This window comes from Parendozoicomonas sp. 2304DJ65-17 (assembly GCF_058148445.1).
Genome location: NZ_JBYVJV010000001.1, coordinates 943,822 through 970,242 on the forward strand (window position 1 = coordinate 943,822; position 26,421 = coordinate 970,242).

The window sequence follows — 26,421 nt, forward strand, 5'->3', positions numbered from 1 at the left end:
ATTTACATACTTTAAATCCTGCAACGATTGCACGACATTACCCTCTCCTGTCGCAGAGCCAGAAGTAGAGGAAGTTGAAGATTACCCCTTTGCCTGTGCCTTTCATTCGAAAGGCACAGGCTCTTTCTCATACATCTGCTACTTTCTCCATTCTCTTTTTACTGGCTAAGTAATTCTGGATATGAAGTATTCTCAATGCTTAGGTTTCTTAAAAGGTGCCCTTTTCATTCTGGTAGCATCTCTTTCTTCTTTTGGGAATGCGAAAACTGTGATCAATTCAGATCCGTCCAGAACGCCCCTGATTATTGATACTGATATGGCGGGTGATGACTGGCCAGCCATTCTTTACTTGCTTGCCGACCCCAAAGTTGAAATCAAAGCCATTACCGTAAGCGGAACCGGTCAGGCACACCCAGAGCCTGCCGCATTAAATGTACTCAAACTGCTGGATCTGGCAAATGCTGCTGATATTCCTGTAGCAACGGGTTCTGAAAAAGCTGTAACAGGGAAAAACAGTTTTCCTGAACGTATTCGTAAGAGAGCGGATCAATTACAGGGAATAATCCTGCCGGAATCAGAACGTACAATACGTGATTCAGGCTCAGCCGCAGCGCTGATTGCGGAAGTCATCAATAACTCTGAAAAGCCCGTCACAATTCTCGCTTTGGGGCCGTGGACAAATCTGGCTCATGCCTACTCTCAATTTCCTGAATTAACAGAGAAAACTGAAAGAATAATAGCTATGGGTGGAGCTGTTGATGTTCCCGGAAATGTCCATGCGGTTCCCGAACATCACGATAAAAACGATACAGCGGAGTGGAACTTTTACCTTGACCCCGGCTCGGTTGAACAGGTTGCCAAACTCCCAATAGCTATCGATTTAATTCCCCTTGATGCGACGAATATTGTTCCGATGAATAACGAGTTTCTGCACCATATGATGCAGCAATCACAATCACCAGTGCAGCAATTCATCCTCGATACAATTGAAGGCTGGCGTAATAAAAATGGCGATTTTTCCTGGTATCTCTGGGATCTTCTGGCAGCAGTTGCTGTTTCCAGCCCTGAGGTTGTCACTTATCAGGAAGAAACACTTTCCATTAACACTGAAATGTCGTCTGACAGCGCAGGCGCATTAAAGCTAACCTCATCCGGTAAACAACTGCGATTCGCAGCAAACGCAAACCGGGATTTGTTTTATCAGCTCTACGCAGCTGGAATCAATCTACATTCCTCTCAACCACCCAGTGAATAAGACAGCAATCTGAAAACGACTCACACAATGTGATCTATCCTGTTTGCGTTTCAGGCGGGATAGCATGACCAATGCTAAAAGCAGCATTAAAAAACCCGGTTTTACTGGGAAGTATGGGGGCAACTATTGAGTGGATGGAATACTCCGCTTATCTCTACCTTGTTCCTGTTCTTTCTAAACTGTTTCTTCCTGAAAACAACCCTTCTCAGGCCATGTTCTTTATGTTCTGCCTGTTCTTCGCTACAAACCTGGCCAGACCTTTAGGTGGTTTTGGGTTTGGGTTTGTGTGCGATCATTACGGTCGCAAAACCGGTTTAACAATTTCTGTTGCTTTGATGACGCTGGCAACCACCGGTATAGGTTTTCTACCCACCTATGAAACTATTGGCTTGGCCGCACCCTTATTACTTATGTTGTTCCGGTTTATGCAGGGCTTGGCTGTGGCAGGTGAGTTTACGAACTCCGCCATGTTTATGATTGAACACCGCCCGGGCAATCCTTATCTCGCAGGGTCATGGGCAAACTGGGGAGGAAATTTAGGCATTGCCAGTGGTGCTTTATTAACAGCTGTTGTGAATCTTCCGGGTATGCCGGAGTGGAGCTGGCGGATTCCCTTCCTGTTTTGTTGCTGTTCGGCGTTTCTGGTCATGCTAATGCGCCGAAATCTTCCCGAATCACCAGAATTCGACAGAGAAAAAGTTAAGAAGTTATCTTTTTTCCCGGTGATGACAATCATTCTGAGAGAACATAAAGCAGCTTCTCTGAAAGTTATCTGCCTTGCATCTTTGATGGGCGTAACCACTTACACCGCCAATATGTATTGGAATACGTTTGTTGTGGCCAATGGTTATTTCTCAGCCAGTACCGCCAGCAGCATTGTTGGCCTCGATGCCATAATCGAATTTATTCTTTTACCGGTTATGGCCATGCTGGCTTATAAAACCAATCCAATAAAAGTCATGCTTTGTGGCCTGTTACTCCAAGTCACAGCATCAACCCTGAACTTTTATCTGGCTTCACTTGGCAGCGTATGGGTTAGCAGTGCCGGTATGTGTTTGATGGCATTCGGAACCTGTGCATTTGAAGCTCCGGTATTTAAAATGGTGTTCGACCTGTTCCCGGTTCACCTTCGCTGCACAGCTATAGCCGGAACCTGGGGTTTATCCCAATGTCTTATTTCCGCCCCCTCACCAGCAATTGCACAGTGGCTCGGTGATTATTTCCCCTGGCAAGGTGGTCCGATATGTATTTGGATTTTGAGCATTACCGGCATGTTTGCGCTGCTTTCAATGAAACCCGCTGAAAAGCGCACTGGCAAGAACCCTCAACCGGCTTGATGTGTCAGGTTCTGTTGGCATAAGGTTACCGCAAAAATTTCGATTCAAAATACGATGCCAGAATTACCAGAAGTCGAAACTACCCGCCGTGGCATATCTCCACATATTAAAGGCCATCAGGTTGTAGAGGTTGTTGTTCGTCAACCAAAGTTGCGCTGGCCTGTACGGTCAGACCTGCCACAGCTGTTAAAAGGCCAAATTCTTGAAGCTATTGAGCGCCGTGCCAAATATCTTCTGCTTCATTTCCCCAATGGAACATTAATTGGTCATCTTGGCATGTCTGGTTCCATGCGAATCCTTCCGGCTGGCACGCCTGTCGAAAAACACGACCATGTGGATATTGTTTTCGATAATAACAAGCTGTTGCGATTAACAGACCCACGCCGTTTCGGCGCAATGGTTTGGACGGATCAACCACTGGAACATCACGAATTACTCTCCAAACTGGGGCCTGAACCGTTATCAGAACAGTTCAACGGGGAACTCCTTTTCAATCGCTCCCGCAAACGTAAGCAGGCGGTGAAAACGTTTATTATGGATAACCATAATGTAGTGGGGGTGGGAAATATCTATGCAAACGAAGCACTGTTTATGGCGGGCATCCGACCAGACAGAGCCTGCGGGCAAATTTCCCGTAAACGTTACGATGAACTGGCAGATGCTATCAAAAAAGTTCTGGCACGAGCCATAGAGGTTGGCGGCACAACTTTAAAAGATTTTGTGGGGGGCGATGGTAAACCCGGATACTTTGCTATTGAGCTGACTATGTATGGCCGTGCGGGTGAATTCTGCAAAGAATGTGGAACAACTATTCGTGAGATTCGGCTGAATAACCGCAGCACATGCTTTTGCCCCAACTGCCAACGTTAAACCGTTAGCTCAGGTAACAACCATGCTTTAGCCACGAACTTATCGTTAACAAATGGATCAATTAGTTAACTCTTGGCTAAGAATATTTTAACAAACATGTACACTTTCACTACTCATGGAGAAACCCCAACTCCGCAGTCACAATTTAGTGACTTAGCATCTTACCTCGCCCATGATATCAATCTATACGACGAAGGTATTTTTCAAACGATAGCCAGAGACAACAACATAGTTTTCGCAGCTAAAGGGAGTAAGCCTAATCGTGGGCGTATTGTCTCAGTTCTCGCACACTTTTCAAAACACCTCCCAGAACAAAAAAGCATCCATACAGCAATACAAGAAGCTCTTATCATGAGACGATACATTTCCCATGAGCAAGCAAAAATATTCGTTAATAAATTTTCAGTCGATGATAGTTTATCTGCAGTAAAAGCTATGCATGAAGATAATAGCTTATGTGCAATAGAGGCTATATCTGAAGAAGATGACGATGATGAGAAAATATGCTTGTTAACAAACGACGACTATCGACACCCGTACTACTTATACAAGCCTTACCACAGAACAGAGTTCATTCATTTTGTTAGTAACCACCCCAAAGGATCATCGTTTGCCAAACTCGAAAGCTATCTTCCAGAAGATTATCTCCTTGTACAAGAATCCCCACTTGGTGGTGACTTTAAAGGATGCGATAGGATGTATCCACAAGCTAGAAGAGAAGCATGTAAGCTCTGGCAGGAAGTATTTTCAGAGGTAGATCAAACAAGTCTGTTTGATCAGTTTAGAGGTATAGATTTCTGGCTGGTTATCGACGATCAGGCAAAAACGCGCCTGGCTAGTGCTCGTGGTGAAACTGTTCTTTCCGAAACTTCTAAAGCCATGATGGCAGAATTTCAAAAAGTCATTGTCGCAATGAACAAAGAACTATTCATCCAGTTTTCGCGACATGACAACATTCCCAGAATTAATATTTGTAAACTATTTAAGAAGAAGCAGATTACTGTTTACCCAGAAGATGAAGTACTCACCAGAAGAATAAAGATTGCCGCACTGAGTGTTATGTTTCACCATCTGGATAAATTTCAAATGGTTTCCACCCCTATAGCAATCACCCGCATCAGTTCAAATGATCCATTGCCATTACAAGAGTTAACACTACGATTAATGCCGGTAAAAGCTATTGTTTCTCTTAACCAATCACCAATGTTAATACAAACATTTTTGAGCATTAAGTTCCGGCAGTTAGCCCCACTCATGGGGAAATCAAACTCTCGATTATGGTGAAGGCTTAAATAAAGGCAAATGTGAACGTCTGCAGGAGTTCCAGAAGCGCTTTGAGAGTCTTCTTTGTCCGGCGACCGAAAGCATGAGCAATGACACGCTTGAAGCGAGGTTCCCACGCGTAGAATAACCACCGCTGGTTTTTCTTGCTGCCCACATAAGACCACTGTTCGTCCATTTCGCAGAGAATTGGCACTCTCCCGGTATCTCTGACACCGGCACCATTCATAGCCATATCGACAATGCGCTCATGTGTGCTGGGCTGGTTGGATTTGTAGATAAAGTCTGTTTGGAAGCTGCCTTTGCACTCTCGGCAGAGGTAACGTTAAAGACCGGATGGGGCCTTTCTGTTCCTGACGACATTGCTATCGCTGCCACAATGCACACACACAACTGGAATAGTTGCCATACAAACTCAAAATGCAGAGTTCTACTAACGCTGCGAGCTTAACCTATCCGCAATCAACGCATTTAAACCTTCACCTCAATTATCACTCAAGCATAGGTGATTTTATGTTAGATCAATTAACAACAATGCCAGACAACTCCCAGTGTTTTTCCTGTTTACTTATTGGTTTCAAAAAAACACTGGGTATTTAAAAGATGGCTTCTCAGGCACCGGGCACATATCACTTCAGTTTTTATGGTTCTAAAGATGGATCGGCTTCACCGCCAGTAGAAGATCCACGCAAAACAATATCCAAAAGACAAGGTTACAAAAAGGTGCCCTCTCCCCGCCCGGCAAATCCCCCCTATATGCGCCCTCCAGAGCATTTTGGTTCTCATGGGGAAAAACTACCCGTTTCCAAACGCCAGGTCTCTTTCACAGAATCGGCTCCACCCTCTCCCGGGCTGGTAACACCTGTACCGAACCAGATGCATTCTGAGATCGCACAACTTGATCATAAATTCTCGCAGTCACGGACTCATGATCAGCTGGAGCCATTACTGAAGAGTATCCAGACTCTGGAATCCAAGTATTTCGGCAGTCTGAGTTCTACCGACATACTTGAAATCAGTAGTTTGAAATTAGCTGTGGTGGAGTGTCTCTACCAGTCAGACAAAGCATGCATGAAACCCACCTGGCTTGCCGAAGCTCGACGAATTAATGTTGCTCTGCACAACCCTCGCAGTGGAGGCCTCTGCACAGGGAGCAATCAATTATTTCCCTTTGAAAAAGCGTGTACCAATGTCGAAATGCTTATGGGAATGGGGTTATTTCAGGAAGCTCTGGATCTGCTAGAGGCTATTGAAAAGGATGTATTTCTGATTACACCGCCAAGAGACAATCTACAAACAAAAAATATGGCTATTAAGGCCGTTCTGAAATATCTGACAATGGGCGACCGTGATCAATTCAGGGAATTATTGCCTGCAAGAGACTATCAGGAAATATTCCCTCAAGAGGGCGATCCTGCAACCTCACCGGCAATAAACCTTCGGGATAACACATTTCGGGGACGTGATCTTTCTTCCACACACCGGATTATTGAAGAGCTTGTTAAGGTTTCATGCTTAAAAGGAGATTACGAAGTTGCGATCCGGGCAATTTCCAATAATCTCGCACACCTTCCAGCCACAAATAAAGAAACCAGAATTCGGATGGCATCACTGGGTTTACTCGCCTGTAATGCTCAGTTGAAGAAATTAACTCCTAAAACCGAGGCCCACAGAGAAGTCCTTAAAGTTCACAAAGAATGCCATACCGTTATGGGGCAGGCTTTAGCAGCAAAAGACAGTTTCCTCTTCACCCCAAAACATAGATTACGCCCAATGCTAAGCCCCATAGAAGTTTATGGAGCCGCAGTAGTTACAGATATGAGAAGGCAGGAGAAAAGCTGGCGAGAAATCTTTGACAAAGTAAGAGCCATTCGAGACAACTGCAAACCTTTTGGAGAACACAACCTCAACGCCCTTCTATGTGAGATTGCTACAGCCGCCGCCAGAGAAATTGTTCCGGAAGCCGGATACACGGTCACCAACCTCACGGAGGCCTCAGAGTGGCGCCAACAAGCTTCTGAATTTATCAAAAGAATAAAGGACGCCGGTTCACACGGTGACCGCGCTTTCGTTAACGCAGCCTTCTGTCAGGTTTCTACCCGGTATTACCAATTGAAAAAACAAACAGAAAAGGTTGATGAGATGCAAAAGGGGCAAGAGAAAGAACTGGAAAGTGCGATTAAACGCCATCCTGCTTATGGGGATCTAACAGAAGGTCAAAGTTATATGCAGGCTTTTTCCGACCACGACTGGTTAACTCCGTATACCTCTTAGCCTGAACATTCATAACTGAGAAACCGCAGTGCACAGTTACTTTTCACACTCACAAACAGTCAGGGGTTCAAGGTCTCTTGTGCCCCAGTGTTGCCCTGTCCAGAACAGCCCTTGCTCTCGGCACATCTCAAGACATTGTGGAGGCCGGTCTCCAATATTATTCCAGTCCAATATGTTCGGCTCTCTCACCAGAATATGCTTGCCATCTTCCCAACGTTTTTTGTAATACAGATTTAAAACATATTTTTCCAACTTACATTCACAAAATCCCTGATGCAGGTATTCATTATTACCCCGCTCATAGGTTTTAGGTTCCCAGCGTCCAGTCCAGCTCATATTCGTATCCAGACAATTCTTGCGACAATACGGTTCTGCTTCTTCTATATCAGCAACTTGCTTGAATAGTCGGGAAATAACTACACGGGGCTGATCTTCTTCCGTGTAGATAGGTTCTGGGTGTTCAGAAAAATTCTGCAGTTCTTCTTCATTAAGGCGTTTAACACAAAAATCCCTGATGCTCATTTCCAACAAACTGGAGCCACTATCACCGCTGATAAATCCAAAGTTCTGTGAGCCGGTGTTTGTATCAACCTTCATCATGCTGAAAGGTTGGTTATTGATAAAATAGTAAATACGATCAGTTAACACTCTTGCTTTCACTGCAACCCAGCGCCCGGCCGTATAATTCTTAGAAGCTCTTATATAACGGAACCGCTCAACACCTGTTTTACTATGGTCAGTCAACCACGTTCCTGAAGAGTCGAACCTTAAGCTGAAACCCTTTTCAGGCGGCTGACTCGAACGATTTTTATCTGTCTGAACATAAAATCGGAATCCTCCTCCTATGCCATATGCAGGATGAAGGGCACTGGCATCTGCCCGATTGCGATAACTGAATTTCACTTCGTAGGGTGGTTTTATTGGATTGGGATAAAAGGCACTCGCTGTCTGCCACTTTTTTAAGGTAGTGATCATATTCAGTTGCCCGGGCTGGGGAACCTTCAGATGATCTTTTTTATATTTATAAGCCTCATTGGAGAAAATCCACTTGGGTTCTTTAAAGCTAAAGCAGTGCCCGCCAGCATCTGAAACAGGTGCTGCCCCCACAGACAGAGAGAAAATGAAGCAAATTGCCAGAGAAAGGAATCGAAGCATAATCAAAAGGTGGCCCAATAGTTTCCTGCCTATCATCCATATCGGGCTACTTTTCAGTGACTTGAGCCATTCAAAGATGGAATTTTCTTGTTCTGGAAATGTCTATCCTTAACTTTGCTAGCCAGTACATGGCCTACCTTTACGGGTATGGGCAACGAGCCTGGAAGAGCCAACACCAACCACAAAGCATTGCCGGGGAATAAAGTGCAACAAGATCAGTTTTCTGAGTTAGAGGCACTTTCCGGTTTCCCTTTTCCTGTTTATGCCAGTACTGACAGCGAACCTCAGGCTTTAAAAGTTGCTCAGCGGCTTGAGAAGGCTCACAACTTTTTCAAGACTATCCTTAATCACAAAAACGATCTCCAGTTTCACGTTCTTGTACTCGCTCCAGAACACTGGGAAAAATTCGCTGAGCATCCCGCTTATGGCATGCCCCACTGCATTGGCATGGACATGCTAATAATTGCCAGCCAGAACAGTGAGATGACCCAGGCAGTTGTTCCTCCACTAGCAGAGCTCCACCCAAACACAGTACAAACTCTTCAAAAAGTGTACGGACAATCTGATGGTTCGATAAATATCGCAGACTTTATGGGCTTGCTAGCCGTTCACGAAATGGTGCACTTGTTTATCAACCAGACTGCAAACATAGAAGGTATGGATAAGCCCCGTTACTGGCTGGTCGAACTTCTGTGCAATCTTGGCTTGCATGCTTACGTTATGAATGAAGAGCCTGAGAACACTGACCTTTTAACAGCTTTCCCTCAAGCCGTTGTCAGTTACGGTTATGACCATGTGCCCTATTTCCAATTGGAGGACTTTGAACGCATTTACTTTGAAATGCCTCCGGTTAATTACGCCTGGTACCAGTGCCAGTTTCATGTGGCCGCGCACAAAATATATGATGCCGGTGGCCTCGAACCTTTAAGGGCATTGTTTCGCTACATCACTCAGTCAGAAGAATTCATTTCTGATGAGGAGCTGGCAGCCCAGCTTCAAGCAAGCGTTCATTCCTCCATTGCTGAAGTTTTCATTTCATGGCCGGAATTAAAAACAAACTTTAAACCGTAAATCTGGCTGCCTTTTTCTATAACTGTCCTTTTTTTGCTTTATGGCGCAGCGACATGAAGCACGATTTTACCTCTTGCCAGGCCTTTCTCACTGAGTTCATAAGCCTGACTAATGTTTTCGAATGAAAACTCATGCCCAACAACAGGTCGAAGTAAACCGTTATCGACCAGCCCTGCTATTTTTCCCAAATGCTGGCCATTAAGTTTGATGGACAGAAAGCGTGCCTGTACACCGAAAGATTTGACCTGTTCCAAATCGGGGTAAGTGTTAACAGCCACAAGAATCCCGTTCGGCTTTAGAACAGAGTAAGAATCAACCTGAACCTGCCTGCCAATTGTGTCCAGAACAACATCAACATCACGGACGACTTCTTTAAAACTCACCTTCCTAAAATCTATAACCTCATCAGCTCCCAGAGATGTCACGAAGTCGTGATCCGCTCCGGCAGCGGTAACAATAACGTACGCGCCCTGACTTTTGGCCAGCTGTACCGCAATGCATCCCAGACTTCCCGCACCACCGTGAATCAAAACACGTTGCCCTTTTTTCAATTCACCGCATTCAAAAAGTGCCTGCCACGCAGTGATTGAAGCAATAGGCAAAGACGCTGCAGCAGCAAATGAAACGGTGCGGGGCTTAAGCGCGATGTCTTTGGCTGGCACTGCGATATATTCTGCGTGTGAACCGTTTCGGGAAACTTCCGGGCGGGAGTAAACCGCATCACCGACAGAATACCCGGTCACGTTCTCGCCTACCTGTTCAATAATACCAGCAAAGTCCCACCCCAATGTGTGGGGAAATGAGACAGGTATTAAATCTTTCAGCTCACCTGATCGCAGCAACCAGTCCAGAGGATTGATGGACGTTGCAATCACCTTAACCAGCACTTCATCGGCAGTGATAACCGGCATGGCAACATCTTCAATCGCCAATACCTCAGGACCGCCATAACTGGAAATACGGGCAGCTTTCATATGCGAACTCCTCATTTTTTTAATGATGTGCAATCTGGTTTTCGTGAGCGATATTAGGTAAAAGCTATCCGTCCCAGTAGACATGCTTTGCCGAATGAAAGGTTCTGATTTTGAGTACAATAGACAGTTCAAAACTGAAGCATTTGGCTATTTTTGCAGCGGTTGTTGAGGGTGGCAGTTTTGCAGAAGCAGCTAGAAAACTTCACACCAGCCGTTCAAGAGTCAGTGAACAGGTTGCACAATTGGAAGCAGCGTTGAACCTACGTCTTATTCAACGTTCAACCAGACAACTCTCTCTCACAGATGAAGGCCGAAAGGTTTATGAGCAGGCTCGTCTTTTGCCAGTACTTGTTGAGTGCGTGAATGATATTGCTTCAACGCAGGAACCTGCGGGTACAGTGTCGTTGTCGCTTTCTAACGATGTTGCGCAAACATTTGTTCTGCCTGTGCTGGAAAAATTTCAGGAACAGTTCCCCAAAATCCAGCTCAAACTTTCTATCAGCGACAACACATCCAACTTGATAGCCGAAGATATTGATCTGGCTATTCGCACCAGTTTTCAGGAAAACAGCTCAATGGTCGCCCGGGTTTTGCATCAGGAAAAGCCCGCCATCTATGCCAGCCCCAGATATCTTGAGCAACATGACCTTCCTACCACTCTCACAGAACTGGAGAACCATCGCTGGATAACTCTTACTCAAGCCAGCACTGATGGCTCGCAGCAGCTTTCCTCAAAGGGACAGAAAGTCACCATAACCCCAGCCAATTACCACACCTGTAATTCCCCATACATCATCCAAAGAATGCTGCTCTCCGGGTTAGGTTTGGGATTTGTTCTGCCCGGCTCTGTGCAACAGGAAATTCAATCTGGCCAACTTGTGCCAGTTATGCCCGAACTGCAAGGGGAAACATTAACGGTTTCGTTGATCTATCCCTCCAGGCATCAGCTACCGAAGCGCACTCGCTGCGTGATTGACTACTTGCTGGAGGCAAACAGAGCGAACCGAGAAGAACACCTCTAATGAATAAGGAGTATTCCTTAACCAACTTCGGCCATCTCACAAAACCAAACATCCACAAAACACCTTTCAAACAAAAAACCTGATCGAGTGTGTTTTTTGTTGATCCATGTCTAAAAAAAACACACTTGTACAGATTATGTTCACGCCCAGAAAAACGTTTGCGCAAACGTTTTTATATTTTCTTTTCCAGCAAATTTCTCGGTGGCTTTGTTAATGAGCTTAGGCATGGACCCCATCCTGCAAATGCAGGGCGTTGTAAAGGAGTTTCCCGGAGTCCGGGCTCTGGACAATGCCAACCTCAATATTTATCCCGGCCAGGTTATGGCGCTTCTTGGCGAAAACGGTGCAGGTAAATCCACCTTGATGAAGGTGATGACGGGCATTTACCAGCGGGATGAAGGCGCACTGAAGTATGATGGAAAAGATGTCGCTTTCTCCGGCCCCAAAGATTCCCAGGAACAGGGCGTCAGCATTATCCATCAGGAGCTGAACCTTATTCCTGAACTCTCCATCGCCGAGAATATTTTCCTTGGTCGTGAGCCTCTCGGTCGTTTTGGCCGTATCGACTGGACGACCATGTTCGCAGAAGCCAAAAAGCTGCTCACCATGCTTGATGTTGACTACGACCCAGCCACCCCGGTTGGAAAACTCAGCATTGGTGTTCAGCAGATGGTAGAAATCGCTAAAGCACTGTCCTTCTCCTCCCGGGTTATCGTGATGGATGAACCCACCGATGCCCTCACAGAAAAAGAGACCGAAAGCCTGTTCAAAGTTATCCGCCAGCTGAAAGCGGAAGGAAAAGGCATTGTTTATATCTCTCATCGTTTGAAAGAGATTTTCGAAATCTGTGATCACGCCACCATCATGCGCGATGGTCGCTTTATTGATGAATCTCCGGTCAGCGAGCTGACAGAAGACAAAATTATCGAATACATGGTGGGCCGCTCTCTGGAAGAGCAATACCCACGCATCGAGGTCGCAACCGGAGCCACCACCCTGGAGGTCAAAGACCTCCAGGCTCCGGGTATTAAAGATATCTCCTTCCAGCTACAGGCCGGTGAGATCGTCGGTATTTCCGGTCTTATGGGCGCGGGCCGTACTGAGCTGGTAAAAGCGATTTATGGAGCAAATCCTGCCACGGACGGCACTATTAATATTGAAGGTGAGCCTGTTTCTATCGGCACACCTGGTCAAGGTCTGGCAGCAGGCATTGCTTATATTTCCGAAGACCGTAAAAGCGATGGTCTGGTACTGGAACTGGGCGTACGGGAAAACATGAGCCTGTGCAGCCTTGGCAACTTCACCAGCGGCGGAAAGATCAGCCGTACCGATGAACTGACTTCCGTGCTCGATTTTATCAAGCGTTTCAATATCAAAACCCCGACTGAAGACCAGCTGATCAAAAACCTCAGTGGCGGTAACCAGCAAAAAGTTGCCATCGCCAAAGGCCTGATGACTAACCCGAAGGTTCTGATTCTTGATGAACCAACCCGTGGTGTAGACGTTGGCGCCAAGAAAGAAATCTATCAGTTAATCAACGAATTCAAGGCTCGTGGCATGAGTATCATTCTGGTGTCGTCTGACATGCCGGAAGTGCTCGGAATGAGTGACCGCATCATGGTGATGCACGAAGGTCGAATCACCGGTGAGTTCAGCCACGAACAAGCCACCCAGGAAAATCTGATGCGCTGTGCCGTAGGCAACCAGGCAGTACCAGCAGAAGCGGCATAACGAGAGAAACACAGATGAGCCAGAACATTGCCACTATGAATAACAAACCCTCTTTCCTCAGCAAAGAAACGTTGTTTGAGTACAAATCCGTTATCGCCCTGCTGGTGTTTATGGCAGTGGTTTCCATTATCAGCCCCAGCTTTTTCAGCGCGGGCAATATGCTGAATATCCTGCGACAGACGTCTATTAACGCCATCATCGCCGTGGGTATGACTTTCGTTATTCTTACCAGCGGTATTGATTTGTCTGTTGGTTCTATTCTCGCTCTGACCGGTGCTCTGGCTGCCACTATGATTGGCATGGACTTCAACCTTATGGTTGTTGTTGTCGTGACTCTTATGGCTGGTGCAGCACTGGGTTGCATCAGTGGTCTGATTATTTCCAAAGGTCGGGTTCAACCATTTATCGCAACACTGGCAACTATGACTCTGCTCCGTGGCGCGACAATGGTGTATACCGATGGTCGCCCCATCTCTACTTTTGGTGGCGCCTCCTCTGAAGCCTTTTCCGCTATCGGCACTGGTTACCTGTTTGGTATTCCTTTCCCAATCTATCTGATAGCTCTGGTATTCGCGACAGCATGGTTTGTGCTGAATCACACCCGCCTTGGCCGTTATGTTTACGCTCTGGGCGGCAATGAGTCTGCAACCCGCCTGTCTGGTATTAATGTTGATCGCATCAAGCTGGCGGTTTACTCCATCAGCGGTGCGATGTCTGCGCTGGCTGGCATTATCGTCACCAGCCGTCTGGCTTCCGCACAGCCTACTGCTGGCACCAGCTATGAACTGGATGCTATTGCCGCTGTTGTTCTTGGCGGAACCAGCCTGACCGGTGGTAAAGGCCGCATTATGGGAACTCTGGTGGGTGTGCTGATTATCGGTATTCTCAACAACGCCCTGAACCTGCTGAATGTATCCTCTTACTACCAGCTGATTGCCAAAGCTCTGGTTATTCTGCTGGCGGTTCTTGTTGATACCCGTTCTTCCAAATAACTGATTTATCACTCGCGCTTTCGGGCTGGAACAACCAGCCCTTTAAAACCATGAGGTTGTTGTCCATGTCCCTGTTCAAAAAGCTCTCATCCAAGAAAGGTGCTCTGGCAGTTGCTCTGACTGCAGGTCTGGCGCTTACCGGTTGTTCCGACAACAAGCAGGAAGCCAGCAGCGCTGACACTTCCGCGAAAGACCAGAAGACCCTGGCTTTGGTTGTTTCTACCCTGAATAACCCATTCTTCGTAACCCTGAAAGATGGTGCTCAAGCTAAAGCTGACGAGCTGGGCTACACCCTGACAGTTCTGGACTCCCAGAACGACTCTGCCCGCGAAATGACCAATATTGAAGACCTGACAGTGAAAGGTGTCAGCGCCATTTTGATTAACCCTGCTGATTCCGATGCAGCCGGTAACTCTGTGCGCATCGCTAACCGTGCAGGTATTCCTGTGATCACTCTGGATCGTGGCGTAAACGGTGGTGAAGTGAAGTCCCACGTAGCTTCCGACAACGTGGCCGGTGGTGAAATGGCGGGCAAATACATTGTTGAACAGCTGGGCAACGAAGGTTCTGTTCTGCAGCTGGAAGGTGTTGCCGGTACTTCTGCAGCCCGAGACCGTGGCCAGGGCTTTATGAAAGCACTGGAAGCCAGCAACCTGACTCTGGCCGCCAGCCAGCCAGCTGACTTCGACCGTACCAAAGGTCTGAACGTGACCGAAAACCTGCTGCAGGCTAACCCAGACATCAAAGCTATTTTCGCTCAGAACGACGAAATGGCACTGGGTGCAATCAACGCAGTAAAAGCCACTCAGAAAGACATTCTGGTTGTTGGCTTTGATGGCACTGACGAAGGTATCACTTCCGTGAATAACGGTGACCTCGGAGCCACTGTTGCCCAACAGGCCAGCATGATTGGTTCTATCGGTGTTGAAGTTGCCGACAAGGTTCTGAAAGGTGAAACCGTTGAAGCCTACACTCCGGTTGAGCTGCAGCTGATTACCAAGTAAGCAATTTCCTTTGTTATTGTTTGGGATAGCAGCCTTGTTTTTAAGATCCGGGCCGTTATCCCGAACCACGCCTGATGCCTTATGAAAAAAAAGATTCTTGTTCTCGGCAGCGTTAATGCTGACCACGTTCTGAAAGTAGACAGTTTCCCCCGCCCAGGTGAAACAATCACCGGCTCCCGCTACGACATTATTCCCGGCGGTAAAGGCGCGAACCAGGCTGTTGCCTGCGCACGTCTTGGTGGCAACACCCAGTTTATGGCCTGCATCGGCCAGGACGCTTTCGGCAACGAGATTATTGGAAAGTTTCAGGCAGACGGCATCGACACCATTCTGGTGGAACAGGTGGAAGGCGTGAACACCGGTGTGGCTTTGATCTTTGTGGATAACAATGCCGAAAACTTTATTGGCATTGCCGCGGAAGCGAACAGCCACCTGAACGTTGAACGGGTTCAGCGCCAGACTAAACATATTGCTGATGCTGATTATCTGCTCATGCAGCTGGAAACCCCGGTGGATGCAATTCTTGAAGCTGCGCAAATTGCCCAGAAGAATCAGACTCCGGTTGTTCTGAACCCAGCTCCGGCACGACCTCTTTCTGACGAGCTGTTGTCCTGCATTGATATCATCACCCCCAACCAGACAGAAGCTGAAGTTCTTACTGGCATTGCTGCCGACACTGAAGAAGGCGCGGTGAAAGCAGCTCAAGCTCTGCATAACAAAGGCATTTTCACTGTTGTTATCACCATGGGCAAGCAGGGTGCTCTGATTTCCGAAACTTCAGAATCTGGAATAGCGACCAAACTGATCAGCGGATTCCCGGTTAAAGCGACCGATACAACGGCTGCTGGTGACACCTTTAACGGTGCCCTGCTGGTTGCTTTGTCTGAAGGAAAAACACTGGAAGAAGCTATCCGTTTTGGTAATGCTTGCGGCGCTATTTCTGTCACCCGCCCAGGTGCACAGACATCCATTCCATCCCGGCAGGAAGCCGACAATTTTTTAGCAACTGTTTGAGCAATCAAAAGAAGTAAGAGGCTGTAGTTAGTGGCAACAATCAAGGATGTAGCGAAACTCGCGGGTGTTTCTATTTCTACAGTCTCACATGTTCTTAATGGCACCCGCTTCGTGAGTGAAGAGGCCAGCCTGAAGGTTCACATAGCTGTTGAGCAACTTGACTACAAACCCAGCGCAGTAGCCCGCAGCCTGAAAACCAACAAAACCCGCACCATTGGCATGCTGACAGCGTCCAACACCAACCCATTCTTTGCGGAAGTTATTCACGGGGTTGAAGCCACCTGTTATGAGCGTGGTTATCATCTGGTGCTGTGCAATTCAGAGGGTGATCCTGAGAAACAGATTGCTTACACCAAAACCCTGCAGGAAAAGCGGGTGGATGGTTTGCTAATTATGTCTGCCCATAGTTCTCCGGGTTTCTTCCAGCAGCTCAATGAATACTGCGATACACCACTGGTGATTCTGGACTGCAAGGTTCCGGATATTCATGCTGATGTGATTATGGAAACTCCGGAACAGGGCGGCTTTGACGCCACACAGCACCTGATTGAGCAAGGCTTTAAAAAGATCGGCTGTATCAGCGGGCCACAAGGGCTTTCCCCAAGCAGTGCACGTTATGCTGGTTATTTGAAAGCTATGGAGCAGGCTAATCTGGAAGTTAATCCTCATTGGGTTGTGGAAGGTCAGCTGACAGCAGAATGTGGTTATCAGGCTGCTACCCAAATCCTTGAAAACAACGACATTCCTGAAGCTCTTTTTATCGGAAATGATTTAATGGCGATGGGTGCCATGTGCGCTATTCAAAGCAAAGGCTATCGGGTTCCTGAGGATATTTCTGTTATCGGCTATGACGACATTGAACTGGCAGCCTTTACCTCACCACCTCTGACAACCATGCACCAGCCCAAAGAGGAGCTGGGGCAGTTAGCCGCAGATACTCTGATTAATCGAATTGAAGATCCATCTATAGAGCCAAAGGTGCGTTCTTTAAAATCATCTCTGGTAAAGCGCCAGTCCGTTTCTGTTTAAGAGCTGTCAGGCTTTATCCGATGCCATTGGATTATGCTTTGGCACACCTTTTCTCTTCCTCTTCACAGGCCCGGCAGCCGATGCTTCCTTACCATCGGCGATGGTCAGTAAATCAGAATGAACAACTTCTGCTGTTGGCCTGCATTTAGGGTTGGTAGATTCCATTTTCCGCACGAGAGGCACGAGAAAATCCAAACGTTGGTCGCTGGCCTTTACTTTCAAACCGGCTTCGGTGAACGAAATGAACAGTGACACCGGCCCAGTCTTCGTCCTGTCACGCTTAAGGTCTGCATCTGACACCAGGTTTTCCCATGCCAGAAGCTGATGAATCGTTGCTCCCAGGCAGAAAATATCCACTGCCAATGTTTGCTTCTTCTTGTTAATGACTTCCGGGGCCACATAACGTCTGGTACTTTTACCATCAGTGGGAGCGCCATCCTCCAATAGGTTTACCGCAAATCCAAAATCGCAGAGTCGTACCACTCCTTCTGCATCAATAAGAATATTGTCCGGCTTAATATCCCGGTGAAGGATGTTCTGGCTATGAAGAAACTTCAAACCACAGGCGGATTGGACTGCAATATTAAGGGTAACTCCCAACTCTACAGAATCATGTTGCTCGTAATACCGCACCAGACTCTGGCCGCCATCTTCCATAGTGACTTCCAGCGTTATTGGTCGGCTTGATGTTGAGGGAATACAGTGATCCAGAAATTTCACGATATTTGGATGAGGAGCCAGCGATTTGTGAATTGCCACCTGTCTCAAGAATAATCGCCTGCGATCAGAGAGCTCGTTTGAATCAATAAACTGCCTTCGCTTCACGATATACAGATTATCCCCAAACTGGCCATGAGCAAGGCAGCGCACAACCTTTACCAATAGTTTCCCGGTGTCCTCATCCTTGCTTTTGTGCAGGGTCTCTTCTCCGCCCACTCTATAGGCTGGTGGCAAAAAATCAGCTCTGGTACTGGTTTCACCTGCAATTGCCATAGGTTTACCTCTTTGTAACCCAAGCCCCTTTAGACTCCTTATTCAAATCAAATATCCTGAGTTGTCAGTAATATTGACCAAGGTGTGTTCCGCCTATCACTCCTGAAGGTGCAACTCAGACAAGAACTGATATAGTTGTTAAAAAGACTATTCGCGGGAGGATTAATAATTATGACAACGGGAATCATTAATCTGAGAAAAGCAGCCATGGCTTTAATTACGGCTCTGGCTCTCAGTGTTTCACCAGCTTTCGCTGCCAAAGGGCCAACTCAGGCTCAGGCTGAAAATCCCAGTTTCTTCGCTATGACTGGTGATCTTCTGATCGCCCGCCCCCTGATGCTGGCAACTACTATTGTTGGTGGTGCTGTTTTTGTAGTCAGCTCTCCATTCTCTGCAGCCGGAGGCAACCTGCAAGGCGCTGCGGATACTTTGGTGAAAAAGCCTTTCGACGCTACTTTCCGTCGCTGCCTTGGATGCTCCTTCCCAAGCGAAGAAGGCTTCTAACCCTCCCTGATTATTTGGCACTATCAGATTTTATTGTTCTTCTGGTAGTGCTGAAAACCTCCATTTGTTCACCCTTTTTTAATTAACCTCCTGTCATTGCTTGCGAGCCTTCCTGTTTCACAGGTATTCTTTTACTGCGCACAAAATATGACCATGGTCGTATAACTTAAAAAAACAGATAAATACCCCCTTAAACAACAAGAATGCGCAGTAAAAGGAATTGCAACTATGGAACCCTCCATTTATCAAGCTCCTGAATCGGAAGTCGTAGAATCCAGCAAACAACAATACGGCTCGTTGGAAAAAGGCCTTGCAGGCGATTATGACTTTTCCGTTAGCGAAATCCTTAGTGAAGCCTGGGAAAAAACCAAAGGCAGCAAACTCACTATTCATATTGGTTATGCCATAGCATTTGCTGTGTATATCGGTGCAATCGCCATTATGGTTGGCGCTACTTTTGCTCTGGGTGATTCAGCTCTGGTTGGCATTCTTACCCAGGTCCTGATTACTGCCATCGGTACCCCGCTGATGGTTGGATTGTTCATGCTGGGTATTAAGCGCTCAGTTATGGCTCCACTTTCAGCCTCAGAACCACTGCAGTATTTTCACAAAACCCTGCCACTGCTTGGCTTATCTATCGTCGCCACAATTTTCATGATGGTAGGTTTTCTGCTACTGATTATCCCCGGTATCTATCTTGCCTTCTCGTATATGTATGCAAGTACTCTTTGTGCTGAGAAAAATATGCGGGTGTGGGATAGTCTGGAAACTTCCCGAAAAGTTATTACTCATCGCTGGTTCAGCTTCTTTGGCCTGTTTCTGCTGCTGGGCATTATTAACCTGATTGCATCTATCCCGCTTGGCCTGGGTCTCATCTGGACTATTCCTATGACCAGCATCGCCATGGGTATTGCTTACCGCAATATGTTTGGAGTTGAACCTCAGAATCAAGGGTAAAGCAGGTTCATGGCAGTACCTCACCAACAGATCGATACCACCTGGAAAGTTGAAACTCCGGAAGGTATCGATCTCCATGCCGAAGTTGCAGGCCCGGTACCACGGGCACTGGCCTATATAACCGACCTCCTGATACGGGGCGTCATTATGCTGGTGCTTTCTATCGCCCTTGGCCTGTTGGGATATGCTGGCCAGGGCCTATTGATGATCTGCGCCTTTTTGCTGGAATGGTTTTATCCGGTTGTTTTCGAGGTGTTCCGGCAGGGCCAGACTCCCGGCAAACGCCAGTACGGCATTGCAGTAGTAAATGATGACCTGACACCTGTTATGCCCGGCACATCTTTTATTCGTAATCTTCTACGCACTGCAGATTTTCTACCGTTTTTCTATATGGCAGGTTTGGTGAGCATGTTAACCACCAGACAGTTTCGCCGTTTGGGAGATTTGGCAGCTGGAACACTGGTCATTCATGTTCCACCAAAACAGAACACAGAACAGCTGCCAAAAGTATATCCAACAGCTCCAACGATTCCGCTGAACAGCAATGACCAGACGGCAATCATCGACTTCACCCGCCGTCACGAACAATTAAGCACTCCCCGCCAGCAGGAGCTGGCCAATATTCTCGAGCCACTGTTAAAAGACACGGATGAGAAAGCTGTATCCAAGTTACACAGCCTTGGTGTCTGGTTATTGGGAGGTTCAGGGAAATGAAGCAGCAAACCTTCGAAAAAAACCACGTTGCCACCTGGGAACTGCTGGAAGCTGAGTTTGGAGAGAATGCATCCAAAGGTAAAAACGACGACAAGCCGAAGTTTGATAAAAGCCGCTTCGCTCCTTTGTACCGGGAAGTTTGTCACCACCTGGCTCAAGCCAAACACCGCAGCTATAGCCCACACCTTGTTGATCGCCTGAACCGCCTGGTTCTGGTGATGCATAACACCTTGTACAGCAACAGTTCCCGATTCCGTTATCAGGGGCTTCGTTTTCTGGTTCAGGATTTCCCTCAGGCTTTGTACGACAACAGGCGTTATATCTACATATCCGCCGCACTGTTTCTGCTTCCCGGCCTGTTTATGTTTGTTGCCTGCCTGACCAACGACTCCATGATCTACACCATGATGGAGCCGGTACAGGTGCGTCAATTCGAAGCTATGTACGATCCAGCCAACAGTGCTTTTGGCCGTGAGCGACAGTCTGATACTGATTTGGCAATGTTCGGTTATTACATCCAAAACAATATCGGTATCAGCTTCCGGACCTTTGCCAGCGGCATTGCCTTTGGCTTGGGCTCAATCTTCTTTATGGTCTTCAACGGGCTGAATATTGGTGCAGTGTTTGGCCATATCACCCGCATTGGTTTTGAAGAAACGTTCTATCCCTTCGTAGTTGGTCACGGCAGTTTTGAATTAACGGCAATCGTGTTCAGTGGCGCAGCGGGTTTGAAGATGGGGTTTGCCCTGCTGGCTCCAGGTTCCTATCGTCGGCTCACTGCCCTGCGGCTGGCAGCAAACGACGCTATTCGTATTATTTACGGTTCTACCCTGATGCTGTTAATCGCAGCATTCCTTGAAGCTTTCTGGTCTTCCAGTTCCACATTGCCTGTTTCTGTGAAGTACAGTGTTGGTGCCCTGTTATGGGTACTGGTTCTGGGCTGGTGTACGCTAGCTGCAAGAAAAGTTGGCAGGCGGAGGCTTAGATCATGATGGATCTTGGCCAAATTCGCATCAATCCCCGCCTGCGAACACGATGGGAAGCTGTTGATCTTGGTTTCACTCTGGCTCGCAGCTGGTACAAAAACCTGTTTCTGAGCTGGGTGATTCCTGCTGCCACATTGCTGGCGATTCTTACCTTAGTCTTTCATATCTTTGATTGGCCGCTCTGGGTTCCAACTGTAATTGTCTGGTGGCTAAAACCCCTGTGGGATTCATCACTTCTTCTTTATGGCAGTCGCGCGCTCTTTGGCGACACCCTTTCCGTAGACGATTCTATTAAGGGTTCCTGGAGTTTTCTTAAACCAGACTGGTTTGCATGGTTAACCTGGCGTCGTTTAAGCCCGGCCCGCAGTTTTGTTATGCCGGTAACAGGGCTTGAAGGATTAAAAGGTGAACCTCGTTCTCGCAGGGTTGGCCTGCTGACTCAACGCTCCGGTAGCAGCTCCTTCTGGATAACAATTGTCTGCCTTGTTATGGAAGTCTCACTGACTTTTGGCTTCTATGCCCTGATCCTGATACTTGTTCCTGAAACGGTCGATTTCAATCTGCAGACAATTGCAGAAAGTGAATCTGTCTTTGCCGATATTATCGACAATTTTGTCACGCTTATGGCTTCGGCTCTAATCGCGCCCTTTTACACCATGGCCGGTTTTGCTTTGTACATTAATCGTCGTATAGAGCTGGAAGCCTGGGATATAGAAATTCATTTCAGGGATATGGTTTCACGCCAGCAAAACAGAAAACAGAAAACTCCTACTTCCAAAGCAGCGCAGTTATTTCTGGGAGGCGTTCTTTCAAGCCTGTTACTGTTCTCAACTCCCCAATACGCTGAGGCTGTTCCTCTCAGCCAATTGAGTCAGGAAAGTGCTAAAGAACAAATCACCGAAGTTCTCAAAGGTGAAGATTTCCATGTGATGGAAACCAAAACCGGCTGGCGTCTGAAGGAAAACCCTGAGGAAGATTCTTCTTTCTCCGACAAACTCCCGGAATGGTTTATTAATTTTATTGACTGGCTGGCCGAACTTCTTGGCCCTGCAGGTGGCAGCAGTAGTGGCTCAAGTGTATTCACCATAGCGTCATTCCTTGAACTGCTGGTTTGGGCTGCTGTTATTGGCGCAGTTGGCTGGCTGATTTATCACTACCGTCAGGGAATTCGCGCCCTGTTCACATCTGTGGATCTTTCCAGATCAAACAAACCCAAAGTTGCCGCACCTGAGATTATGTTTGGCCTGGATGTTCGTCAGGAAAGCCTGCCCGATGATATTCCTGCGGAAGCTTCAGCACTCTGGAATAAAGGAGAGTTTCGAGCAGCTCTTGGCCTGCTGTACCGGGCCACATTATCTGAGTTGATCCATCGTTATGAGTTTGAATTCCATCCCGGCCATACCGAGCGTGAGTGCGCTGATCTTGTTCATGAGGGGCAGAATACAGGCCAGGTTTCAGAGCGTCTGAATAACTTTGTACTGAACCTTACAGAGCAATGGCAGTGGACCGCTTACGGGCACAGACAACCCAACCAGAAAGCCTTTGAACATCTCTGCGCGAATTGGCAGGAGGTGTTCCCAGCATGAGCCAGAACAAACATTCAGTACTTCCTGTTGCTTTACCGCTCGCCATTATTGGTGTGCTGGTTATTGGCTTTGGTATCTGGTTGTTTCTCGATCGCTACGAGCAGTATGAAGAAAGCATTGATACCGGCTGGAGTCTGGAAGCCAGAATCAACCCATGGCTGGCAGCACAGCGATACCTTGAACAATTGGGTTACGGCGTTGAAAGCTATGAACGAATGGAAGAGCTGGTGCCTGATCTTCAAGATCAAAATAAGCCCGGCACCATTCTGATAACAGATATCGAACTGGTCATCAGCCAAAGACGTGTTGATCAATTGCTGGAGTGGGCACAATCTGGGGGGCACCTGATCGTTGGCCTGCCCAACTCCCTTGATGGACGCACCCACGAACTGTTGCAGCATTTTGGCGCCTCCGTGATAGAGCCAGAAGAAACCGAAGAAGAGAACTCTAACGAACTGCAATCTCTTGCCGAGCTAATGCGCGAGTTCAACAGACAAAAGGACAGTTCTGACAAAAACAATAAGCAGACTTTTGAACAATGGGCAGAACAGAACCGTCTGAATAGCTGGGAATCCGCCAAAGAGAGAGAGTTTGTGCAGCTGGAATTCTCAGGCATGGACGAACCTGTAGAAATTCATATGAGTCGGTATCAACAGCTGGATCACCCCTGGTTGTATATTGATGAGAAAGACGAGCAAAACTATATCGACGAAAACCCTCGCTCTCATATTCCCGACTACTGGGCCGGCAATGAGGCAGGCATTCAATATATGGAGTTTGCGGAAGGTGATGGTCATGTCACTTTCCTGACCAGCCCAGATATCTGGCAATCCGCCAAGATTGATAAACACGACCATGCCTGGCTGTTATGGAAACTATCACCTTCCGGTAATTTTGCGGTTGTCTACGGCGCCAGCATGCCAGCGCTGTCAGCTGTTATCTGGAAGTTTGCACCAGAAACTGTCTTTGCCTTTTCTGTTTTCCTGCTGTTCTGGCTGATTTATCGGGGCCGACGCTTTGGTGCCATTCGAGAAACCTCAACCACTAAACGCAGAGCCATTGCCGAGCATATTCGCGCCTGTACCGATTATCTGTGGCGTAATAAACAAACCGAAGCATTGCTTGCTCCATTGCAGAAAACGATAGAGTTACGGTGCCAGCAGTTACGCCCAGGGTGGCAGAATCTGGATACAAGCCAACAAATGGAATGGCTCGCCAATCACTGTGGAGCCACTGAAACAAACGACATGGAACAGATAGCTGCCGCCATGGCAGCGAACACCCCAAATAACGAATCAGAGTTCGTACTTCATGTGCGGGTTCTGCAGAAAATCAGGGAATCACTTTTATGACTGACAGTTTTGAAAACAGGGATAGTAATAAAGACGAGCTGCTTCCCTTACTCCAGCAACTTCGCGATCGCATTAACAGCGCAGTCATCGGCCAGCCCCAGGTTGTTGATCAGGTTCTTATTGCCCTGCTCGCCGGCGGACATGTTCTGGTAGAAGGTGTTCCCGGCCTTGGTAAAACGTTGCTGGTTCGCACTTTGGCTGAAACCATTGCCGGAAACTTCCGCCGGGTTCAGTTCACGCCAGATCTTATGCCTGCTGATATTACTGGTCACACCTTGTACGATATGAACAAAGGTGCCTTCCAGATTCGCAAAGGTCCGGTTTTCACCAACCTTTTGCTGGCTGATGAGATAAACCGTGCTCCCGCCAAAACCCAGGCCGCTCTTTTGGAAGTTATGCAGGAGCATCAGGTTTCCATCGAAGGAACATCCCACAAAGTTCCTCAACCATTTATGGTTATGGCTACCCAAAACCCGATTGAGCACGAAGGCACTTACCCTCTGCCGGAAGCAGAGCTGGATCGTTTCCTGCTGAAAGTCTTTATTGATTACCCTTCTCAGGATAATGAAGCCCTTCTGACCAAGATTATTTCCGGCTGCAGCAAAGACACACCGGAAAATACAAATAACTCAGCTGTTTTCAATGCCCAACAAATTGAGCAGTTACAGCAAATCGTCGCCACTATGCCGGTGGATGATCAGGTGGTTGCTTATGCTGTGCGCTTGGTGCGAGCCACAAGGGAAAGTGTTGTTTTTGCCCGTGGCGCAGGAACCCGCGCCTGTATAGCTTTAATCAATACAGCACGAGCTTACGCAGTGCTTCGCGGTGCAGACTTTGTTCTCCCCGACGATGTGAAAGCGATGGCAATTCCGGTTATGCGTCATCGGGTTGCGCGTTCTGTGGATATGGAAATTGAAGGCGTTGATACTGATGCGCTGCTGGCTGATCTTCTGGAGCAGGTTGAAGCACCCAGACTATGAGACCATCCCGTAAGTTTTTACAACTTATTGCCGCATGGCTGGCACTGGCTGTGCCGCTGGCAGTATTGCGGTATCTGGATCAGGTTGATACGGCAGAAAGCCTTTCCAGCCTTTGGTGGATGGTGGGTATTGCTGTGGCAGGTTTTGCCTTTATCGACGTTTATCGGGGAGCAAAATTTAAAGCCATCACCGCATCCCGAAAACTACCCTCTACTCTTGCGGTAGGTATTCATCAGCCTGTTGAAATTACTATTACTAATCCTCTCGATTTTCCGGTTAAAGCGACAGTGACTGATCACTGGCCGGAAGATATAGAGATGACCAAGATGCCGGTAGACTTGGAGATTCCGGCAGGTAATACAGCAGAGATTCGTTACCAGTTAAAAGCCACCCGGCGCGGACAGTTAGAGTCCGGACTTGTAGATATGCGAATTCGTTCAAAGTCAGGATTCTGGGACTTCCGGTTACTGTTGGGAGAATCATCCAAAGCTCGGGTTTATCCAAACTTTGCACCTATCTTTAATGCTGAAACGTTAAGCCTTGATCAACAGATCAACCGTCTTGGCGCTCACCAGCTTCAGCAACGTGGCTCCGGTATGGATTTCCACCAGCTGCGGGAATTTCGTCAAGGGGATGTACTCCGACAGGTAGACTGGAAAGCCAGTTCCCGCCTGCAAAAGCTAATATCCAAGGAATACCAGTTCGAACGGGATCAGGACATTATTTTCTTAATGGACTGCGGTCGTCGTATGCGAGCCAGAGATGAAGGCTTAAGCCACTTTGACCATGCCCTTAATGCCATGTTGCTCACTTCATGGATTGCCCTGAGACAGGGCGATGCCGTGGGATTCCAGAGTTTTGCCAATGGCACACAGCAGGAACAACGCTGGCTGGCTCCTGCCAAAGGTCAGATCACCGTTAATCGCATTCTCCAGCAAACCTATGACCTGCACAGTACAACCACTAACAGTGACTTTGTTGAAGCTGCAGAGCAATTAATTGCTCATCACAGAAAGCGGGCACTTGTTGTTCTGGTCACTAATATTCGGGAAGAAGATCGGGAAGATTTGCGCGCCGCCACCCGACTACTTGCCGGAAAACATATTGTGATGGTGGCCAGCCTGCGGGAGCAGGTTCTGGATCAAATGGTAAAGCAGCCCGTTGAAGGATTTGAACAGGCTCTGCACTACGCAGGTACACAACATTACCTGGATGAACGTAAGCGACTACTCAGCGAGCTTCGAAACTCTGGAGTGCTGGTTGTGGATGCCCTACCGGAAACACTGCATGTAGATATGGTAACGCAATACCTGCAGCTGAAATCCAGCGGCCGATTCTAA

General features: G+C 47.5%; 24 protein-coding genes. 20 read left to right on the plus strand and 4 right to left on the minus strand.

Annotation, left to right across the window (positions count from 1 at the left end; genetic code table 11):
• Positions 1–268: 268 nt before the first annotated feature.
• The 4 genes from ACY2RR_RS04265 (at position 269) to ACY2RR_RS04280 (ending at position 4,746) form a co-directional block, all read left to right on the plus strand.
• Positions 269–1,255, plus strand: a complete 987-nt coding sequence (locus ACY2RR_RS04265) for a nucleoside hydrolase (protein ID WP_490106904.1) — start codon at positions 269–271, stop codon at positions 1,253–1,255.
• A gap of 71 nt (positions 1,256–1,326) precedes the next feature.
• Positions 1,327–2,592, plus strand: a complete 1,266-nt coding sequence (locus ACY2RR_RS04270) for an MFS transporter (RefSeq protein WP_490106905.1) — start codon at positions 1,327–1,329, stop codon at positions 2,590–2,592.
• A 54-nt stretch (positions 2,593–2,646) separates the two neighbouring features.
• Complete coding sequence (gene mutM, locus ACY2RR_RS04275) at positions 2,647–3,462, plus strand: bifunctional DNA-formamidopyrimidine glycosylase/DNA-(apurinic or apyrimidinic site) lyase (RefSeq protein ID WP_490106906.1); 816 nt, start codon at positions 2,647–2,649, stop codon at positions 3,460–3,462.
• 96 nt (positions 3,463–3,558) lie between these two features.
• A complete protein-coding gene (locus ACY2RR_RS04280) occupies positions 3,559–4,746 on the plus strand; it encodes a hypothetical protein (protein WP_490106907.1) in 1,188 nt (395 codons plus the stop codon).
• Positions 4,747–4,750: 4 nt separating this feature from the next.
• On the opposite strand, the gene ACY2RR_RS04285 is transcribed toward ACY2RR_RS04280, so the two are convergent.
• Positions 4,751–5,023, minus strand: coding sequence for an IS1 family transposase (locus ACY2RR_RS04285; RefSeq protein WP_490107052.1), 273 nt, complete (start codon positions 5,021–5,023; stop codon positions 4,751–4,753).
• A gap of 323 nt (positions 5,024–5,346) precedes the next feature.
• On the opposite strand from ACY2RR_RS04285, the gene ACY2RR_RS04290 reads away from it, so the two are divergent.
• The gene (locus ACY2RR_RS04290; RefSeq protein WP_490106908.1) at positions 5,347–7,017 is read left to right on the plus strand and encodes a hypothetical protein; all 1,671 of its coding nucleotides are present in this window, start codon (positions 5,347–5,349) and stop codon (positions 7,015–7,017) included.
• A gap of 36 nt (positions 7,018–7,053) precedes the next feature.
• Here ACY2RR_RS04290 and ACY2RR_RS04295 read toward each other — a convergent pair whose 3' ends face one another.
• Complete coding sequence (locus tag ACY2RR_RS04295) at positions 7,054–7,761, minus strand: hypothetical protein (protein ID WP_490106909.1); 708 nt, start codon at positions 7,759–7,761, stop codon at positions 7,054–7,056.
• A gap of 615 nt (positions 7,762–8,376) precedes the next feature.
• Here ACY2RR_RS04295 and ACY2RR_RS04300 point away from each other — a divergent pair.
• The gene (locus tag ACY2RR_RS04300; RefSeq protein ID WP_490106910.1) at positions 8,377–9,243 is read left to right on the plus strand and encodes a hypothetical protein; all 867 of its coding nucleotides are present in this window, start codon (positions 8,377–8,379) and stop codon (positions 9,241–9,243) included.
• A gap of 38 nt (positions 9,244–9,281) precedes the next feature.
• Here ACY2RR_RS04300 and ACY2RR_RS04305 read toward each other — a convergent pair whose 3' ends face one another.
• Positions 9,282–10,217 (minus strand): NADP-dependent oxidoreductase, encoded by a 936-nt coding sequence (locus ACY2RR_RS04305; RefSeq protein WP_490106911.1) that lies wholly within the window; start codon positions 10,215–10,217, stop codon positions 9,282–9,284.
• Between the two features lie 110 nt (positions 10,218–10,327).
• On the opposite strand from ACY2RR_RS04305, the gene ACY2RR_RS04310 reads away from it, so the two are divergent.
• The 6 genes from ACY2RR_RS04310 (at position 10,328) to ACY2RR_RS04335 (ending at position 17,009) form a co-directional block, all read left to right on the plus strand.
• A complete protein-coding gene (locus tag ACY2RR_RS04310) occupies positions 10,328–11,239 on the plus strand; it encodes a LysR family transcriptional regulator (RefSeq protein ID WP_490106912.1) in 912 nt (303 codons plus the stop codon).
• A 225-nt stretch (positions 11,240–11,464) separates the two neighbouring features.
• Positions 11,465–12,970 carry a ribose ABC transporter ATP-binding protein RbsA gene (gene rbsA / locus ACY2RR_RS04315; RefSeq protein ID WP_490106913.1) on the plus strand — a complete coding sequence of 502 codons (1,506 nt, stop codon included), beginning with the start codon at positions 11,465–11,467 and terminating at the stop codon, positions 12,968–12,970.
• A 14-nt stretch (positions 12,971–12,984) separates the two neighbouring features.
• Positions 12,985–13,962 (plus strand): ribose ABC transporter permease, encoded by a 978-nt coding sequence (gene rbsC / locus ACY2RR_RS04320; RefSeq protein WP_490106914.1) that lies wholly within the window; start codon positions 12,985–12,987, stop codon positions 13,960–13,962.
• A 65-nt stretch (positions 13,963–14,027) separates the two neighbouring features.
• Entirely contained in the window at positions 14,028–14,966 is a 939-nt protein-coding gene (gene rbsB, locus ACY2RR_RS04325; RefSeq protein ID WP_490106915.1) for a ribose ABC transporter substrate-binding protein RbsB, read from the plus strand.
• Positions 14,967–15,047: 81 nt separating this feature from the next.
• Complete coding sequence (rbsK, locus tag ACY2RR_RS04330) at positions 15,048–15,980, plus strand: ribokinase (protein WP_490106916.1); 933 nt, start codon at positions 15,048–15,050, stop codon at positions 15,978–15,980.
• Between the two features lie 30 nt (positions 15,981–16,010).
• Entirely contained in the window at positions 16,011–17,009 is a 999-nt protein-coding gene (locus ACY2RR_RS04335) for a LacI family DNA-binding transcriptional regulator (protein WP_490106917.1), read from the plus strand.
• A 6-nt stretch (positions 17,010–17,015) separates the two neighbouring features.
• On the opposite strand, the gene ACY2RR_RS04340 is transcribed toward ACY2RR_RS04335, so the two are convergent.
• A complete protein-coding gene (locus ACY2RR_RS04340) occupies positions 17,016–18,002 on the minus strand; it encodes a protein kinase domain-containing protein (protein WP_490106918.1) in 987 nt (328 codons plus the stop codon).
• 171 nt (positions 18,003–18,173) lie between these two features.
• Here ACY2RR_RS04340 and ACY2RR_RS04345 point away from each other — a divergent pair, with 171 nt between their 5' ends.
• From ACY2RR_RS04345 to ACY2RR_RS04380, 8 genes are all read left to right on the plus strand, one after another.
• Complete coding sequence (locus ACY2RR_RS04345; RefSeq protein ID WP_490106919.1) at positions 18,174–18,506, plus strand: hypothetical protein; 333 nt, start codon at positions 18,174–18,176, stop codon at positions 18,504–18,506.
• Positions 18,507–18,734: 228 nt separating this feature from the next.
• Positions 18,735–19,463, plus strand: coding sequence for a hypothetical protein (locus ACY2RR_RS04350; RefSeq protein WP_490106920.1), 729 nt, complete (start codon positions 18,735–18,737; stop codon positions 19,461–19,463).
• A gap of 9 nt (positions 19,464–19,472) precedes the next feature.
• Entirely contained in the window at positions 19,473–20,177 is a 705-nt protein-coding gene (locus ACY2RR_RS04355; protein ID WP_490106921.1) for an RDD family protein, read from the plus strand.
• Positions 20,174–21,169 carry a stage II sporulation protein M gene (locus ACY2RR_RS04360; protein ID WP_490106922.1) on the plus strand — a complete coding sequence of 332 codons (996 nt, stop codon included), beginning with the start codon at positions 20,174–20,176 and terminating at the stop codon, positions 21,167–21,169. The genes ACY2RR_RS04355 and ACY2RR_RS04360 overlap by 4 nt, the downstream gene beginning before the upstream one ends.
• Complete coding sequence (locus ACY2RR_RS04365) at positions 21,166–22,749, plus strand: DUF4129 domain-containing protein (RefSeq protein WP_490106923.1); 1,584 nt, start codon at positions 21,166–21,168, stop codon at positions 22,747–22,749. Before ACY2RR_RS04360 ends, ACY2RR_RS04365 begins: the two co-directional genes overlap by 4 nt.
• Complete coding sequence (locus ACY2RR_RS04370) at positions 22,746–24,101, plus strand: DUF4350 domain-containing protein (protein ID WP_490106924.1); 1,356 nt, start codon at positions 22,746–22,748, stop codon at positions 24,099–24,101. The genes ACY2RR_RS04365 and ACY2RR_RS04370 overlap by 4 nt, the downstream gene beginning before the upstream one ends.
• Complete coding sequence (locus ACY2RR_RS04375) at positions 24,098–25,081, plus strand: AAA family ATPase (RefSeq protein WP_490106925.1); 984 nt, start codon at positions 24,098–24,100, stop codon at positions 25,079–25,081. The genes ACY2RR_RS04370 and ACY2RR_RS04375 overlap by 4 nt, the downstream gene beginning before the upstream one ends.
• Complete coding sequence (locus ACY2RR_RS04380; protein WP_490106926.1) at positions 25,078–26,421, plus strand: DUF58 domain-containing protein; 1,344 nt, start codon at positions 25,078–25,080, stop codon at positions 26,419–26,421. Before ACY2RR_RS04375 ends, ACY2RR_RS04380 begins: the two co-directional genes overlap by 4 nt.